Genomic DNA, 16089 nt, shown 5'->3' on the forward strand with positions numbered 1-16089 from the left:
TACAGGTTTTTTACCCTTTGCCGAGCAGGAAGTTGCCCTTCTGGCCGGCGCCATGTTCACTCTCAAGGCTATGGACTTCGGCTTCGTCCTTCAGATTCACTCCGGAAAGCTGACGTCGGCAGGCTTCGCGCATCAGGTACAACAGGCGGTGCGCCGCCATCCCGTAGCTCAGCCCCTCCAGGCGGATGTTGGAAATGCAGTTGCGGTAGGCATCGGTCAGGCCGACCTTCGGCGCGTAGGTAAAATACAGGCCGAGGCTGTCGGGCGAGCTGAGCCCCGGGCGTTCGCCAATCAGCATCACCGTCATGCGCGCACCCAGCAGCTCACCGACCTCGTCGGCCACGGCCACGCGGCCCTGCTGCACCAGCACCACCGGGGCACTGCTCCAGCCGTCGGCGGCGGCCTGCTCTTCGAAGCGGTCCAGGAACGGCAGGGTGTGGCGGTGCACGGCCAGGGCCGACAGGCCGTCCGCCACGACGATGGCCAGGTCGACCCCGCCGGGGTTGGCTTGGGCGTGCTGGCGCAGCGCCGCCACCGAGTCCTGGTTCAGGCGCCGCCCCAGGTCCGGGCGTTGCAGGTATTGGTTGCGGTCGCTGGCGGCGCTGTGCAGCACCAGGCTGTCGCGGCCGCGGTCAGCCAGCTGCGCAGCCAGGCTGGCGTGATCGAACGCCAGGTGCACGGCGTCGCGCGCCTGGGCATGGGCGAACTGGAAGTCCAGCTGCGCGCCGGTTGGCAGGCTGGTGCCGGCACGGCCCAGGGCGATGCGCGCCGGGGTGAGGTTGCGCAGGGCCAGCCAGGGGTTGTCGGGGGTAGGCGTGCGATGGTCCATGGTCATCCCTATGCAAGCTGTGCCAAGGCCTGGCGGAAAGCCGGCGGCAGGTTGTCACCAAAGCGTACCCGGCCATCGGCCTGGGTGAAGATGCCGGTGCGGGCCAGCCAGGCCTCGAATTCCGGCCCGGGTTTCAGGCCCAGGGTCTGGCGCGCGTACAGCGCATCGTGGAACGAGGTGGTCTGGTAGTTGAGCATGATGTCGTCGGAACCGGGGATGCCCATGATGAAGTTGATCCCGGCCACGCCCAGCAAGGTCAGCAGGGTGTCCATGTCGTCCTGGTCGGCTTCGGCGTGGTTGGTGTAGCAGATGTCGCAACCCATCGGCACCCCCAGCAGCTTGCCGCAGAAGTGGTCCTCGAGGCCGGCGCGGATGATCTGCTTGCCGTTGTACAGGTATTCCGGGCCGATGAAGCCGACCACGGTGTTGACCAGGAACGGCTTGAAATGGCGGGCCACGGCATAGGCGCGGGTTTCGCAGGTTTGCTGGTCGACGCCGTGGTGGGCGTTGGCCGACAGGGCGCTGCCCTGGCCGGTTTCGAAGTACATCAGGTTCTGCCCGAGTGTGCCGCGCTTCAGCGAAAGGCCCGCTTCGTAGCCTTCCTGCAGCACATTGAGGTTGATGCCGAAGCCGGCGTTGGCCGCTTCGGTGCCGGCGATGGACTGGAACACCAGGTCCAGCGGCACGCCACGGTTGATCGCCTCGATCGACGTGGTCACGTGGGTTAGTACGCAAGCCTGGGTGGGGATGTCGTAGCGCTGGATGATGGCGTCGAGCATCTCCAGCAGCGCGCAGATCGAAGCGATGCTGTCGGTGGCCGGGTTGATGCCGATCATGGCGTCGCCGTTGCCGTACAAAAGGCCGTCGAGGATGCTGGCGGCGATGCCGGCCGGTTCGTCGGTCGGGTGGTTGGGCTGCAGCCGGGTCGACAGCCGCCCGCGCAGGCCCATGGTGCCACGGAAGCGCGTGACCACGCGGATCTTCTGCGCCACCAGCACCAGGTCCTGCACGCGCATGATCTTCGACACCGCTGCGGCCATTTCCGGGGTCAGCCCGGGCGCCAGGGCGCGCAGGCTGTCCTCGTTGGCTTCATCGCTGAGCAGCCAGTCGCGCAGGCCACCCACGGTCAGGTGGCTGACGATTGCAAATGCCTGGGCATCGTGGCTGTCGATGATCAGCCGGGTGACTTCGTCTTCTTCGTAAGGGATCAGTGCTTCATTGAGGAAATGCGTCAGCGGGATATTGGCCAGGGCCATCTGAGCGGCGACGCGTTCACCGTCGTTGCTGGCGGCGACACCCGCCAGGTAGTCCCCCGAACGGGCGGGGCTGGCCTTGGCCATCACTTCCTTGAGGCTGTCGAAGCGGTAGACCAGGTGGCCCACCGTGTGTACGAAACTTGCCATACAGACTCTCCAGAGCCGCGGGTTGCCCCGCGGCGGGTGGCGGCGATCAGTGCAGGGCCTCTTCGGCCTTCTGGATCGCGGCGAATTCCTCTTCCGGTGTGCCCGCTACCAGGTGGTGGCGGCTGTACAAAGCAAAGTAGGCAATTAATACCGCATAGATCACTGCGGCGCCAATCACCACCCGTGGGTCGACCAGGAAACCGGCGACCACGGCGATGCAGGCCAGTACCAGGGCCACGCCCGAGGTGACGATGCCACCGGGGGTGCGGTACGGGCGCTCCATCTTCGGCCGGCGGATACGCAAGGTGATGTGCGCAGCCATCATCAGCACATATGACAGTGTGGCACCGAACACCGCCACCAGGATCAGCAGGTCGCCCTGGCCGGTCAGCGACAGGGCAAAGCCGATGATGCCAGGGATGACCAGAGCCATGACCGGGGCTTTGCTCTTGTTGGTTTCCGACAGCTTGCGCGGCAGGTAGCCGGCGCGCGACAGGGCGAAGATCTGCCGGGAATAGGCGTAGATGATCGAGAAGAAGCTGGCGATCAGCCCGGCCAGCCCGACCAGGTTGACGAAGCCGCCCATCCAGGTGGAGCCGCCGTAGGCCTTGGACAAGGCTTCGACCAGCGGGTTGCCGGAGGCCTTCAGCGCCTCGGAGCCTGCGCCGCCGGGCCCGACCACCAGGATCAGCAGGGCGAAGGCGAGCAGGACCAGCATGGCCCCGATCAACCCGCGTGGCAGGTCGCGCTTGGGGTTCTTGGTTTCTTCCGCGGCCAGCGGCACGCCTTCGACAGCCAGGAAGAACCAGATGGCGTAGGGGATGGCTGCCCACACACCGACGTAGCCGAACGGCAGGAAGCTGCTGGCGCCCACGGCATCTGTCTTGGCGATGTCGAACAGGTTGGCTGCATCAAAATGGGGCACCATGCCCAGCAAAAACACAGCCAGGGCAATGGCGGCGATGGCGGTGATGATGAACATCAGCTTCAGTGCCTCACCCACGCCGAAGATGTGAATGCCGATGAACACGATGTAGAACGCCAGGTAGATCATCCAGCCGCCGATACCGAACAGCGACTGGCAATAGGCGCCGATGAACACCGCGATGGCGGCGGGGGCGATGGCGTATTCGATGAGGATTGCCGTGCCGGTGAGGAAGCCGCCCCACGGGCCGAAGGCGCTGCGGGCAAAACCGTAGCCGCCGCCTGCGGTGGGGATCATCGACGACAGTTCGGCCAGCGAGAAGCACATGCACAGGTACATGGTGGCCATCAGCAGGGTGGCGAGGAACATCCCGCCCCAGCCACCCTGGGCCAGGCCGAAGTTCCAGCCGGCGTAGTCGCCGGAGATGACATAGGCCACGCCCAGGCCGACCAGCAGTACCCAGCCGGCGGCGCCTTTTTTCAGTTCACGTTGCTGGAAATAGTCCGAGCCGACCTTTTCGAAGTCGACGGAAGAGCCTGCCGGAGAGCCGGCGGAATGATCGCTTGGCATAGATTCACCTGTTGTTTTTCTTGGTGGCCGGAAGGGTTCCGGGCCGATGGTGATAGGTGTTGCAGGAAGCGAGCCAGAGCGGTTGGTGCGCGGTTGCCGCTCTGGGTTTGGTGTATGCAGGCCTGGCCTCTTCGCGGGCTTGCCCGCTCCCACAGGGACTGCACAAGTTTCAAGACCAGTGCAATACCTGTGGGGGCGGGCGTGCCCGCGAAGGCCGCGAAGGCCGCGACGCGGTTTAGAAGAAGCCCAACGGATTGATGTCGTAGCTCACCAGCAGGTTCTTGGTCTGCTGATAGTGGTCCAGCATCATCTTGTGCGTCTCACGCCCGACGCCCGACTTCTTGTACCCGCCAAACGCCGCATGTGCCGGGTACAGGTGGTAGCAGTTGGTCCACACCCGGCCTGCCTTGATCCCACGGCCCACGCGGTAGGCACGGTTGATGTCACGGGTCCACACGCCGGCGCCCAGGCCGAACTCGGTGTCGTTGGCGATCGCCAGCGCTTCGGCTTCGTCCTTGAACGTGGTGACGCTGACCACCGGCCCGAAGATTTCCTCCTGGAACACGCGCATGCGGTTGTTGCCCTTGAGCAGGGTCGGCTGGATGTAGTAGCCGGTGGCCAGCGAGCCTTCGAGTTTTTCCACCTTGCCGCCGGTCAGCAGCTCGGCGCCTTCCTCCTGGGCAATGTCGAGGTACGACAGGATCTTCTCGAACTGCTGCTGCGATGCCTGGGCACCGACCATGGTGTCGGTGTCCAGCGGGTCGCCACGCTTGATCTGCTGCACCTTCTTCATCACCGCTTCCATGAACTGCGGGTAGATCGACTCCTGGACCAGGGCACGCGACGGGCAGGTGCACACCTCACCCTGGTTGAAGAACGCCAGCACCATGCCTTCGGCGGCTTTCTCGATGAAGCTCGGCTCGGCCTGCATGATGTCTTCGAAGTAGATGTTCGGCGACTTGCCGCCCAGCTCCACGGTGGACGGGATGATGTTCTCGGCGGCGCACTTCATGATGTGCGAACCCACCGGGGTCGAGCCGGTGAAGGCGATCTTGGCGATGCGCTTGCTGGTGGCCAGCGCCTCACCGGCTTCGCGGCCATAGCCCTGCACCACGTTGAGTACGCCTTTTGGCAGCAGGTCGCCGATCAGTTCCAGCAGCACGGTGATGCCCAGTGGGGTCTGCTCGGCCGGCTTGAGCACCACGCAGTTGCCGGCGGCCAGGGCCGGGGCAAGCTTCCAGGCGGCCATCAGGATCGGGAAGTTCCACGGGATGATCTGCCCGACCACGCCCAGTGGCTCGTGGATGTGATAGGCCACGGTGCCTTCGTTGATCTCGGCGGCGCCGCCTTCCTGGGCACGAATGCAACCAGCGAAGTAGCGGAAGTGGTCGACCGCCAGCGGGATGTCGGCATTCAGGGTTTCACGCACCGGCTTGCCGTTGTCCCAGGTTTCGGTGATGGCCAGCAGTTCGAGGTTCTGTTCGATACGGTCGGCGATCTTCAGCAGGACGTTGGAGCGGTCCTGCACCGAGGTACGGCCCCAGGCGTCGGCAGCCGCATGGGCGGCATCCAGGGCTTTTTCGATGTCTTCGGCAGTGGAGCGGGGGAATTCGGCGATCGGCTGGCCGTTCACCGGCGAGGTGTTGGTGAAGTACTCACCCTTTACCGGAGGAACGAACTCACCACCGATGTAGTTGCCGTAGCGGCTCTTGAAGGAAACCTTCGCGCCTTCGGTACCGGGATGTGCGTAACGCATGGTGTGTCTCCTGGCTATTGTGCTTGTTAGGGAGTTGAAAAGCGTAGAGCAAAGGTTGGGCCAGCGTTGCCAGTGCCAGGCAAATCAATGGCTTGGCCTGCTTTCCAGGGCCTGGGCCAGCGCCGTTGTGCCAGCGCCGGTACGCGCCGGGGTGACACTTTGTGCCATTTGCGACACGTCACCCGGGGATGCATTGCAAAGGCCACCCGGGTGGAGGATGCTGGCGGGACGCTCCATCTGCGGAGAACTACAACAATGCAGAGCAATCATTTCAGTCGTCATGCCCAGCAAGTCCACACCGTCGCCCATGGCCGGGCCGGGGCGGGCGCTAGCGACCCGTCCATCGCCCGCTCCTGGCTACGCTGCCTGGAGGACTACCACCTCGACCCGGCGGTGATCGAGGCGCCAGTAGTGCTTGAGCACGGGCGCCTGCTGGAAAGCCGCGAGCGCCTGCGCCAGGTGCTGCAGATTGCCGACCATGAGATGAACAGCCTGCACCAGCAGCTATCCGGGGCCGGCCATGCAGTACTGCTGACCGATGCGCGCGGGGTCATCCTCAACTGTGTCAGCGCCCCGAGCGAGCGGCGCAGCTTCGAGCGCGCCGGCCTGTGGCTGGGTGCCGACTGGAGTGAAGCGCGCGAAGGCACCAACGGCATCGGCACGTGCCTGGTCGAGCGCCAGGCCCTGACCATTCACCAGAACGAGCACTTCCGCGGCCGCCACACCGGCCTGACCTGCTCGGCCAGCCCGGTGTTCGACCCGCATGGCGAGTTGCTGGCGGTGCTGGACGTGTCTTCGGCACGGCCTGATGTTTCCCGGCAGAGCCAGTTCCACACCATGGCCCTGGTCAACCTGTCGGCCAAGATGATCGAGAGCTGTTATTTCCTGCGTCATTTCGAGCAGCAATGGCTGCTGCGTTTTCACCTGCAGGCGGAATCGGTCGGCCTGTTCAGCGAAGGCCTGCTGGCCTTCGACGGTGACGGGCGCATCTGCGCGGCCAACCAGAGCGCACTGAACCTGCTGGGCACGGTGCGTGGCGGTGTGCTGGGCAAACCGCTGGAGCGCTTCTTTGCCTGCAGCCACGACGAACTGTTCAGCCGGGCCACGCCCTCCGGCAGCACAGCCTGGCCGCTGCATACCCTGGACGGGCGCCAGGTGTTCGCCAGCCTGCGTGGCCAGGCCCGCGCGCCGGTATGGTCGGTGCCAGCCGCCCAGCCGCGGCCCGCGCGGGAGGCGGAGCCGCTTATCTGCCTGCTCGACCCGGCTTTGCAAAACGACTTCCGGCGCAGCGTGCGGGTGTTCGAGCGCGATGTGCCGTTGCTGCTGCGCGGTGAGACCGGTTGCGGTAAGGAGGCTTTCGCCCAGGCCGTGCACCAGGCCAGTGAGCGGCGCGGCAAGCCGTTCGTCGCCATCAACTGCGCGTCGATCCCGGAGAGCCTGATCGAGAGCGAGCTGTTCGGCTATCGCGGCGGCAGTTTTACCGGGGCGCGCAAGGAAGGCATGCGTGGCAAGCTGCTGCAAGCCGACGGTGGCACCTTGCTGCTGGACGAGATCGGCGACATGCCGCTGGCCCTGCAAACCCGCTTGCTGCGGGTACTTGAAGAGCGCCAGGTGGTGCCGATCGGTGGCGAGCCGCAGGCGGTCGACGTGCGCATCGTCAGTGCTACCCACCGCGACCTGCTGGAGCGGGTGGAGCAGGGCAGTTTCCGTGAAGACCTGTATTACCGCCTGAATGGCCTGGAAGTGGCGTTGCCGGCGGTGCGCGAGCGCAGTGACAAGGCGCAGTTGCTGGACTTCCTGCTGCGCCAGGAAGCGCAGGGGCAGTTGATAGACATCGAGCCCAGGGCGCGACAAGCGCTACTCGACTTTGCCTGGCCGGGAAACGTGCGGCAGATGCGCAACGTGCTGCGTACCCTGGTGGCGCTGTGTGAAAACGGTTGCATCGGACTCCCGGACCTCCCCGCCATCCTCCGCAGCAGCACCGCCCCTGTAGGAGCGGCCTTGTGTCGCGAAAGGGCCGCAGAGCGGCCCCAGGGGCCCAGCCGCGCCGACCAATCTGCCGGGGCTGCTTCGCAGCCCGATCGCGACACAAGGCCGCTCCTACAGGATGCGGAGCGGCGAGCATTGTTGGTGACGCTAGAGGCAAAACACTGGCACCTCACCCGTGTCGCCGAGCACTTGGGCATCAGCCGCAATACCTTGTATCGAAAACTGCGCAAGCACGGCATCACCAGGGCCGGCTGAGCGAAACAGCGGGTGCGAATTGTCGCGCCCTAGGCTACCCTGCCTCGATGTTTTGCGAGGTCGACCATGCATATTCACATTCTCGGTATTTGCGGCACTTTCATGGGCTCGCTGGCGGTGCTGGCCAAGGAACTTGGCCACCGTGTCACCGGCTCTGACGCCAACGTCTATCCCCCGATGAGCACCCAGCTCGAAGCCCAGGGCATCGAGCTGACCCAAGGCTACGACCCGGCCCAACTGGAGCCGGCGCCGGACCTGGTGGTTGTCGGCAATGCCATGTCGCGTGGCAACCCGGCGGTGGAGTACGTGCTGAACAAAAGCCTGCCGTATGTTTCCGGCCCGCAGTGGCTGGCCGACCACGTGCTGCAGGGCCGCTGGGTACTGGCTGTTGCCGGGACCCATGGCAAGACCACCACCAGCAGCATGCTGGCCTGGGTGCTGGAGCACGCCGGCATGAGCCCGGGCTTCCTGATCGGCGGTGTCCCGCAGAATTTCTCGGTATCGGCGCGCCTGGGCAATACGCCATTCTTCGTGGTCGAGGCCGATGAGTACGACAGCGCCTTCTTCGACAAGCGTTCCAAGTTCGTCCATTACCACCCGCGCACCGCGATCCTCAACAACCTCGAATTCGACCACGCGGACATCTTCCCCGACCTGGCGTCGATCGAGCGACAGTTCCACCACCTGGTACGCACCATCCCCAGCGAAGGCCTGGTGATTCACCCAACCACCGAGCAGGCGCTGGAACGCGTGATCGGCATGGGCTGCTGGACCCCGGTGCAGACCACCGGTGAAGGTGGCCAATGGCAGGCCCGCCTGCTGAGCCCGGACGGTTCGCGCTTCGAAGTGCTGTTCGAAGGCGAAGTGCAGGGCGTGGTGGACTGGGCGCTGACCGGCCAGCACAACGTCGCCAATGCCCTGGCAACCCTGGCAGCGGCCCGCCACGTCGGTGTGGTGCCGGCCATGGGCATCGAAGGCCTGAGCGCGTTCAAGAGCGTCAAGCGGCGCATGGAGAAGGTCGCCGAGGTGCAGGGCGTGACCATCTACGACGATTTCGCCCACCACCCGACCGCCATTGCCACCACCCTCGACGGCCTGCGCAAGCGCGTTGGCGAGGCCCCGGTAATCGCCGTGATCGAGCCGCGTTCCAATTCGATGAAGCTCGGTGCCCACCGTGACGGCCTGCCGGAAAGCGTCAACGATGCCGACCAGGTGATCTGGTACGCCCCGGCCAACCTCGGCTGGGACCTGGCCGCCACGGCCGCGCAGTGCAAAGTGCCGAGCGTGGTGGCCGACAGCCTCGAGGCGATCATCGAGCGAGTCAAGGGCCAGGCGCGCCCCGGCACTCACGTGGTGATCATGAGCAACGGCGGCTTCGGCGGCCTGCACGGCAAGCTGGCCGAGGCATTGCAGTGAGCGGGCCGGAACGCATCACCCTGGCCATGACGGGCGCCTCGGGCGCCCAGTATGGCCTGCGCCTGCTCGATTGCCTGGTGCGTGAAGACCGCGAGGTGCACTTTCTGATCTCCAAGGCCGCGCAGCTGGTGATGGCCACCGAGACCGATGTGTTGCTGCCGGCCAAACCGCAGGCAATGCAGGCGTTTCTTACCGAATACACGGGTGCCGCCGATGGGCAGATCCGGGTGTATGGCAAGGAAGACTGGATGTCGCCGGTAGCCTCGGGCTCCGGCGCGCCGGCGGCGATGGTGGTGGTGCCCTGTTCCACTGGCACCTTGTCGGCGATTGCCACCGGTGCCTGCAACAATCTGATCGAGCGTGCCGCCGACGTTACCCTCAAGGAGCGCCGCCAGCTGATCCTGGTGCCGCGCGAAGCGCCGTTCTCCACCATCCACCTGGAGAACATGCTCAAGCTGTCGCAGATGGGTGCGATCATCCTGCCAGCAGCGCCGGGCTTCTATCACCAGCCGCAGACCATCGACGACCTGGTCGACTTTGTCGTGGCGCGCATTCTCAACCTGCTGAACATTCCCCAGGACATGTTGCCGCGTTGGGGTGAGCACCACTACGGGGTGGATGATTGAGGCGCGCATTGTGCGGCTTGCTGGCGCTGGGGTTGCTGAGTGGTTGCGCCACGGTGCGGACGCTGGATGCCAACAAGCCCGGGGCACCGGTGGTGTATGCCGGTACCCGGTTGGACTTGTATGTCATGAATGGCGGCTGCTGCCCACGGGATCATTACGGGGCTGATGCACCGGCGTATCCGGGGCTGGATTTGCCTGGGAGCATGCTGCTCGACACCCTGTTGCTGCCGTTGTCGTTGCTGACCGCAGCAGGTGTGGGCTTCCAGGCCACCGGCGGCCTCTAGGCGGTACACCGGCCCCTGTAAGAGCGGCCTTGTGTCGCGATGGGCTGCAAAGCAGCCCCGGGGTTTCAGCGCAGATGCACAAATTGCCGGGGCCGCTTCGCGCCCCATCGCGACACAAGGCCGCTCCTACAGCAGCTGCAGGCTATTACTTCTTGCCCAACCTGCGCAATTCATCCGACTCCACAATGCGCACCCCGTCCTCTTCCTCCAGCGCCAGGCGCCACAACGCCCGGGCCAACGTGCAAGCCTCGATGCCCCGGTACTTCCCGGGTATCAGCTTGGAGAACGGCGAAATCAGCTGCTCGCTCAGCCGCGGCTCGATCCGCTCGCCCAGCAGTAATGACGGCCGCACGATGGTCAACTGCGGCCAGTCCTGGGCCTTGAGCGCCTCCTCCATCTCGCCTTTGACCCGGTTGTAGAAGATCGACGATTTCGGGTCGGCCCCCAGCGCACTGACCACCAGCAAGTGCCGCGCCCCCATTTCCCGGGCCCGCTTGCTGAAGGCCACCACCATGTCCAGGTCCACCGCACGGAAGGCCGATTCGGAGCCGGCCTGCTTCAACGTGGTGCCCAGGCAGCAATAGGCGATATCGACCCGCCCGGCCAGCTGCGGAAGAAACACCGCCGGGTCACCCACCGGGTTTTCCAGGTGCGGGTGCTCGGCCAGCGGCCGGCGGGTAGGCGCCAGTACGCGGGTGATGGTGGGCTCGTTGAGCAGGCGGTCGAGCAGGTGTTCACCTGTAAGACCCGTGGCACCGGCAAGCAGGACATGCTGAGGCGTCAAATACATGATGTCTCTCCCTCGTTACTCACAAGCTTAGTGGCTGCCAGGCGTTTTCGCCTGTGTCCCCACGTTGGCCTGTGCGCTGTTACGTAATGCTTCTTCGGCCTGCTGCCGCCGCAGGTGCTGCCAATGCTCGAGCACCGACGGTGGTGCCCACAGCTGCGGTTCGGAGGCCTCGAAACCTTCCCTCTGTTCTCTTTCGGCAACACTGGCGCGCGCCAGTTCGAACGCCTGTTTCAAGTCATCGGTCTGGTTCAGCGCCTCGGCGAACAGGGCATCGCCGAAGTAGGTGAAATCCGCTTCTTCCGAGCAGCCGAAAGACACGCGATCGGCCCGTGCGGCAGTCATGATGACCGTACGTTCATCCTTGAGCGGGGCGATATAGCCCCCTGAATAGCAGGCGGATATGACGATCACCTTGTCGCGGTCTTTCAGCGGTGCCAGGGCGCTGGCCAGTTCGTCGGCGGACAGGTCGGCCAGCTGCAGGCGCGGCTGGTCGAGCACCAGCTGGTGGTCCTGGCTGCCGTGGCTGGTGAGGTAGATGAACACAAGGTCTTCGGGGCCGCTGCGCTCGGCCAGGGTACGGGCGGCGCGGGTGAGGTTCTCGCGGGTGGCCATGGGGCGGCTGGCCATGTGGTCGCGGTGGTTGACCAGGGTTACCTGGCCCCAGGCACCAAAGCGCACCCTGAGCATGTTGCTGACGTAGTCGGCTTCGCGCAGGAACACGCTCTGTTGGCCATCGCCGCCGACCACCAGGCTGTACAACTGGATGGGCGGCGCCGAGCGGGGTACCTCAGCCAGCGCCTGGTCCAGCAGCCGGCCCTGGTTGAGCAGGGCCAGGTCCAGCGGGTCGGGCAGCAGCTTGCCGTTCTGGTCGCGTACGCGCACGCCGTTGGCCCAGGTGCCGCTTTCCACCTTGCCGCTGGGCAGAATCAGCCGGCCCTGACCGTGGTAGGCATCGTCGAGGAAGCCGCCGATGTACTTGCTGCCATCGGCCAGTTGCAGACTCCCCTGGCCCGACATGCGCCAGTCGACGAAGGTGCCCTTGTAGTGGCTGCCGTCGCTGCCCAGCAGCTCGCCGTCACCGACCAGGGCGCCATCCTTGAACTGGCCGATCCACACATCGCCATCGGCGTTTTCATAGCGGCCACGGCCTTCCAGGCGGTTGTCCTTGAACTCGCCGATGTACTGTTCGCCGTCGACGCTGTCGTAGGTGCCGCTGCCTTGCAGCTGGCCATTGACGAAGCGGCCGCTGAACTGGTTGCCGCTGGCATCGCTGCGCACCCCGGCACCATTGGGCTTGCCTTTGGCGAACAGGCCCTGGTAGCGGCTGCCATCGGCCAGTTCCAGTTCGCCGGCGCCTTCGTACAGGTCGTCCTTGAACTGGCCACGGTAGGTCTGGTCGGCCTGCTTGAGGGTACCTTCACCGTCGCGCCGGCCATGGCGGAAGGTGCCGGCATAGTGGCTGCCTGGGGTGGTCAGCTCACCCAGCCCCTGGAACAGCCCGGCGGCAAACTGCCCGCGATACACCTCGCCATTCTGGCCGTGCCATTCGCCCTGGCCGTGCCACTGGCCGTCCTTGAAGCCGCCGGCGTACCAGCTGCCGTTGGGGTAGTCGATACGGCCCTCGCCTTGCAGCAGCCCATCGACCACCTGCCCCCGGTAGCGTCCGCCGTCAGGCAAGCGCGCGTCGGGCGGCAGCAGCGATTCACCATCGCCACAGGCGGCGAGTAGCAGGACCAGGGAGAAGGGGAGCAGTAGACGCATGGCGAGGACCGGGCAATAGGTCTGCCGAGTATGCCGCAGAATGGGATCCCGAAACAGCGAGCGTACGTGCTGGCGCAGCTCTCGAGCCTGCACTGGATTGAAAATGCTGGCACGGAACCTGTGGGAGCGGCTTTAGCCGCGAACACCGGCGAAGCCGGTGCCAGGCACCGCGTCGTCGGCTTCGCGGGCACGCCCGCTCCCACAGGTTCCGTGTTGTCTTTGAGGTGCAATCAGCGCAGGCCCGGCGACACGATGATCTTCACGTTCTCCTCCTTGTTGTTCACCAACTCCTCGAAGCCCAGCTCGACGATCTGCTCCAGCCCGATCCGCCCGGTCACCAGCGGGCGGATGTCCAGCCTGCCATCAGCGATGAAGGCAATCACATCAGCGAATTCGCCGTTGTAGGCCAGCGCCCCCAGCACCTGCTTCTCGGTGGACACCAGCTCGAAGAAGTTGAACTCGCTGGCTTCTTCGAAGATGCCCACCATCACGCATTTGCCGGCCTTGCGGATGGTGTCGATGGCCAGCTTGGCGGTGTGCTTGTTGCCGATGCACTCGAAACTCACATCCGCACCCAGCCCGGCAGTAAGCGCGCGGATCTCCGCCAGGGCGTCGCACTGGCTGGGGTCGAGCACCACGCTGGCGCCGACTTCCTTGGCCTTGGCCTTGCGCGCCGAGGACATTTCCAGGGCGATCACCTGCGCCGCTCCGGCAGCCCTGGCGCACATGATGGTGCACAGGCCGATGGTACCGGCGCCGACCACCACTACAGTCTGGCCCAGCAGGCTGCCGGCCTTTTTCACCGCATGCATGCCCACCGCCAGCGGCTCGATCAGCGCCCCGGCTTCGGCCGGGAAACCCTGCGGTAGCCGGTACAGCAAGTTGGCCGGCACGTTGACCAGCTCGGCAAACGCGCCGTTGTTCATCAGGCCGGTGAAGGCCAGGCGTTCGCAGATGTTGTACATGCCATGGGTGCAGTAGTAGCAGGTACCGCAATGCTGGCAGGCGTCCGCCGCCACCGGGTCACCGACGGCAAAGCCTTGCACGCCTTCGCCCAGCTTGGCGATCTGGCCGCAGAACTCGTGGCCGAGGATGCACTGGCCCTGGATGCCGGTCAGCGGGTGCGGTGCCTCGACCGGGATGAACACCGGGCCGGCGACGTATTCATGCAGGTCGGAGCCGCAGATGCCGCACCAGTCCACTTTGATCTGCACCCAACCGGGTGCGGGGTCGGCTGGCAGGGGTACCTGTTCGACGCGGATGTCGTTGCGGCCATGCCAGACGGCCGCGCGCATGTGGGTGTGGCTCAGGTCGTTCATTGTGTTTGTCTCCAGGCTCACGGAAAGGGCTCAGTGCTTGCGCAGGAAGGCGAGCAGCTGCTGGTTGACCTGTTCGGCCGCTTCCATCTGCACCATGTGGCCGGCCTCCGGCAGCACCAGCACTTCGGCTTCCAGCCCTTCGGCATGGCTGGCCGGGATGATCGCGTCCTTGCCGCCCCACACCACCAGTGCCGGGTGTTGCCCCAGCACCCCGCGCAGGTCGTGGCGCTGCCGGTCACCGTCAGCGAGTGCCGCCGCCAGCTGCTGCAGGGCCTGCTCGACCCCTTCCAGGCGCTTGAACTTGAGCATGTCTTCGAGCATCTGGCGGGTGACCAGCGCCGGGTCGGCAAACAGTTGCACCATCTGGGGCTTGAGCGCGTTGCGGTTGGCCGCCGCGACGAAGCCTTGCAGGTACTGGCCGTTGATCGCTTCGCCCAGGCCGGCACTGGCCACCAGGCTCAGGCTGGCCACCCGCTGCGGCGCCAGGCGCGCGACGTTCAGGCTGACCGCGCCGCCCATGGAATGGCCGGCCAGGTGGGCCTTGGCGATGTCCAGGTGGTCGAGCAGGGCCAGCACGGTTTCGCTCAGCTCATCCAGGTCGCCGCGCTGCAACGCCTTGGCCGACTCGCCATGCCCTGGCAGGTCGAGGGCGATCACCCGGCGCTCGGCCGCCAGTGCCGGGTGGTTGAACAGCCAGTTGTTGAGGTCGCCACCAAAGCCGTGCACCAGCACCAGCGGTGTGCCGCCTTCACCCAGCTCGAACCAGCGCAGCTGCCGGCCAGCCACTTCAGCCTTCTGCGGTGCCGGGCCCTGGGCCTGCTCGGCGCCACCGTCGGCGACGAACTCGGCCTGGAAGCGTTGCACCACCGCATCGATCTCGGCTTCCTCGGCTTCGCCTTCCACCACCACTGCCAGCAGGGCGCCGACCGGCAGGGTTTCATCGGGCTTGGCCACCTGGCGACGCAGCACGCCGCTGAACGGGGCTTCGACGCTGCTGCTGATCTTGTCGGTCTCGACGTCCAGCACCTCGTCACCCTTGTTGATCGCGTCGCCTTCCTGCTTGAGCCAGGTGTCGACCCTGCCTTCGGTCATCGACAGGCCCCACTTGGGCATGGTCAGGGTATGGATCTGGCTCATGCGGCACTCCTTGCAGCTTCGATAACCTTGCGCACGGCGGCCTCGATCTTCGCCGCGTCAGGGATGTACAGGTCTTCCAGGGCGTCGGAGAACGGCACTGGGGTGTGCGGTGCGGTGACCATTTCGATCGGCCCCTTGAGCGCGCCGAAGGCCTTCTGCGCGACCAGGGCGCTGATGTCGGTAGCCATGGAGCAGCGCGGGTTGGCTTCGTCGATCACTACCAGGCGGCCGGTCTTTTCCACGCTCTCCAGAATGCTGTCTTCGTCCAGCGGGCTGGTGGTGCGCAGGTCCAGCACCTCGCAGTCGATGCCCTGGCGGGCCAGGTTGTTGGCGGCTTCCAGCGCCACGTGCACCATGCGGCCATAGGTGACCAGGGTCACGTCGTCGCCATCGCGCAGGAAGTTGGCCTCGCCGAACGGCACGCTGTACACCTCTTCCGGCACCTCGCCCTGCATGCTGTAGAGCAGCTTGTGCTCACAGAAGATCACCGGGTCGTTGTCGCGGATCGCCTGGATCAGCAGGCCCTTGGCATCGTATGGCGAGGACGGGCACACCACTTTCAGGCCAGGGATGTGGGTCCACAGCGAGGTAAGCATCTGCGAATGCTGGGCCGCCGCGCGCAGGCCGGCACCGTACATGGTGCGCATCACCAATGGGGTGACCGCCTTGCCGCCGAACATGTAGCGGAACTTGGCAGCCTGGTTGAGGATCTGGTCCAGGCAGCAGCCGGCGAAGTCGACGAACATCAGTTCGCACACCGGGCGCAGGCCCTGGGTGGCCGCGCCGACGGCAGCACCGACGTAGCCGATTTCGGACAGCGGCGCGTCGAGCACGCGCCCCGGGAACTGGTGGTACAGGCCCTTGGTCACGCCCAGCACGCCACCCCAGGCGTCGTCCTCGCCCGGTGCACCGGCACCACCGGCGACGTCTTCGCCAATGATGAACACGCTGTTGTCGCGGCGCATTTCCTGGGCCAGGGCTTCGTTGATGGCCTGCTGGTAACTGATCTTTCTTGCCATGGTGGTTCTC

The 16089-nt window shown here is 65.5% G+C and carries 13 protein-coding genes; 4 read left to right on the top strand and 9 right to left on the bottom strand.

Translation table 11 applies throughout. The annotated features are described in order from the left end of the window. Positions 1–10: 10 nt before the first annotated feature. The 4 genes from eutC to exaC all read right to left on the bottom strand — a co-directional run bounded on the left by eutC (position 11) and on the right by exaC (position 5483). Positions 11–829: an ethanolamine ammonia-lyase subunit EutC gene (gene eutC / locus JKP78_RS05395; RefSeq protein ID WP_200626193.1), complete on the bottom strand. Its 819-nt coding sequence runs from the start codon at positions 827–829 to the stop codon at positions 11–13. A gap of 8 nt (positions 830–837) precedes the next feature. Further along, complete coding sequence (locus JKP78_RS05400; protein WP_186689697.1) at positions 838–2232, bottom strand: ethanolamine ammonia-lyase subunit EutB; 1395 nt, start codon at positions 2230–2232, stop codon at positions 838–840. 46 nt (positions 2233–2278) lie between these two features. Continuing rightward, positions 2279–3727, bottom strand: a complete 1449-nt coding sequence (eat, locus tag JKP78_RS05405; RefSeq protein WP_186689695.1) for an ethanolamine permease — start codon at positions 3725–3727, stop codon at positions 2279–2281. 235 nt (positions 3728–3962) lie between these two features. Beyond that, entirely contained in the window at positions 3963–5483 is a 1521-nt protein-coding gene (gene exaC, locus JKP78_RS05410; RefSeq protein WP_200626194.1) for an acetaldehyde dehydrogenase ExaC, read from the bottom strand. Between the two features lie 255 nt (positions 5484–5738). Between exaC and JKP78_RS05415 the strand changes: the two genes are divergently transcribed. From JKP78_RS05415 to JKP78_RS05430, 4 genes are all read left to right on the top strand, one after another. Continuing rightward, positions 5739–7727 (top strand): sigma-54-dependent Fis family transcriptional regulator, encoded by a 1989-nt coding sequence (locus JKP78_RS05415; RefSeq protein ID WP_200626195.1) that lies wholly within the window; start codon positions 5739–5741, stop codon positions 7725–7727. 66 nt (positions 7728–7793) lie between these two features. Then, entirely contained in the window at positions 7794–9143 is a 1350-nt protein-coding gene (mpl, locus tag JKP78_RS05420; protein ID WP_200626196.1) for a UDP-N-acetylmuramate:L-alanyl-gamma-D-glutamyl-meso-diaminopimelate ligase, read from the top strand. Further along, the gene (ubiX, locus tag JKP78_RS05425; RefSeq protein ID WP_186689689.1) at positions 9140–9769 is read left to right on the top strand and encodes a flavin prenyltransferase UbiX; all 630 of its coding nucleotides are present in this window, start codon (positions 9140–9142) and stop codon (positions 9767–9769) included. The genes mpl and ubiX overlap by 4 nt, the downstream gene beginning before the upstream one ends. After that, positions 9766–10053, top strand: a complete 288-nt coding sequence (locus JKP78_RS05430) for a YceK/YidQ family lipoprotein (RefSeq protein ID WP_170028086.1) — start codon at positions 9766–9768, stop codon at positions 10051–10053. Before ubiX ends, JKP78_RS05430 begins: the two co-directional genes overlap by 4 nt. Positions 10054–10198: 145 nt before the next feature. Here JKP78_RS05430 and JKP78_RS05435 read toward each other — a convergent pair whose 3' ends face one another. The 5 genes from JKP78_RS05435 to JKP78_RS05455 all read right to left on the bottom strand — a co-directional run bounded on the left by JKP78_RS05435 (position 10199) and on the right by JKP78_RS05455 (position 16079). Then, positions 10199–10843: an oxidoreductase gene (locus JKP78_RS05435; protein WP_186689687.1), complete on the bottom strand. Its 645-nt coding sequence runs from the start codon at positions 10841–10843 to the stop codon at positions 10199–10201. A gap of 27 nt (positions 10844–10870) precedes the next feature. Further along, entirely contained in the window at positions 10871–12604 is a 1734-nt protein-coding gene (locus JKP78_RS05440; RefSeq protein ID WP_200626197.1) for a C13 family peptidase, read from the bottom strand. A 230-nt stretch (positions 12605–12834) separates the two neighbouring features. Then, positions 12835–13899: a 2,3-butanediol dehydrogenase gene (locus tag JKP78_RS05445; RefSeq protein ID WP_234454554.1), complete on the bottom strand. Its 1065-nt coding sequence runs from the start codon at positions 13897–13899 to the stop codon at positions 12835–12837. A 54-nt stretch (positions 13900–13953) separates the two neighbouring features. Continuing rightward, positions 13954–15060, bottom strand: coding sequence for an acetoin dehydrogenase dihydrolipoyllysine-residue acetyltransferase subunit (locus JKP78_RS05450; RefSeq protein ID WP_186689683.1), 1107 nt, complete (start codon positions 15058–15060; stop codon positions 13954–13956). After that, complete coding sequence (locus tag JKP78_RS05455; protein WP_186689681.1) at positions 15057–16079, bottom strand: alpha-ketoacid dehydrogenase subunit beta; 1023 nt, start codon at positions 16077–16079, stop codon at positions 15057–15059. The genes JKP78_RS05450 and JKP78_RS05455 overlap by 4 nt, the downstream gene beginning before the upstream one ends. Positions 16080–16089: the final 10 nt, after the last annotated feature.

The sequence above is a fragment of the Pseudomonas sp. LAM2023 genome (assembly GCF_016620375.1).
In the GTDB taxonomy this organism is placed as follows: domain Bacteria; phylum Pseudomonadota; class Gammaproteobacteria; order Pseudomonadales; family Pseudomonadaceae; genus Aquipseudomonas; species Aquipseudomonas anuradhapurensis.

Coding starts and splice junctions, on each gene's coding strand:
- eutC (WP_200626193.1), bottom strand. CDS start 829: ATGGACCATCGCACGCCTACCCCCGACAACCCCTGGCTGGCCCTGCGC.
- JKP78_RS05400 (WP_186689697.1), bottom strand. CDS start 2,232: ATGGCAAGTTTCGTACACACGGTGGGCCACCTGGTCTACCGCTTCGAC.
- eat (WP_186689695.1), bottom strand. CDS start 3,727: ATGCCAAGCGATCATTCCGCCGGCTCTCCGGCAGGCTCTTCCGTCGAC.
- exaC (WP_200626194.1), bottom strand. CDS start 5,483: ATGCGTTACGCACATCCCGGTACCGAAGGCGCGAAGGTTTCCTTCAAG.
- JKP78_RS05415 (WP_200626195.1), top strand. CDS start 5,739: ATGCAGAGCAATCATTTCAGTCGTCATGCCCAGCAAGTCCACACCGTC.
- mpl (WP_200626196.1), top strand. CDS start 7,794: ATGCATATTCACATTCTCGGTATTTGCGGCACTTTCATGGGCTCGCTG.
- JKP78_RS05435 (WP_186689687.1), bottom strand. CDS start 10,843: ATGTATTTGACGCCTCAGCATGTCCTGCTTGCCGGTGCCACGGGTCTT.
- JKP78_RS05440 (WP_200626197.1), bottom strand. CDS start 12,604: ATGCGTCTACTGCTCCCCTTCTCCCTGGTCCTGCTACTCGCCGCCTGT.
- JKP78_RS05445 (WP_234454554.1), bottom strand. CDS start 13,899: ATGCGCGCGGCCGTCTGGCATGGCCGCAACGACATCCGCGTCGAACAG.
- JKP78_RS05450 (WP_186689683.1), bottom strand. CDS start 15,060: ATGAGCCAGATCCATACCCTGACCATGCCCAAGTGGGGCCTGTCGATG.
- JKP78_RS05455 (WP_186689681.1), bottom strand. CDS start 16,079: ATGGCAAGAAAGATCAGTTACCAGCAGGCCATCAACGAAGCCCTGGCC.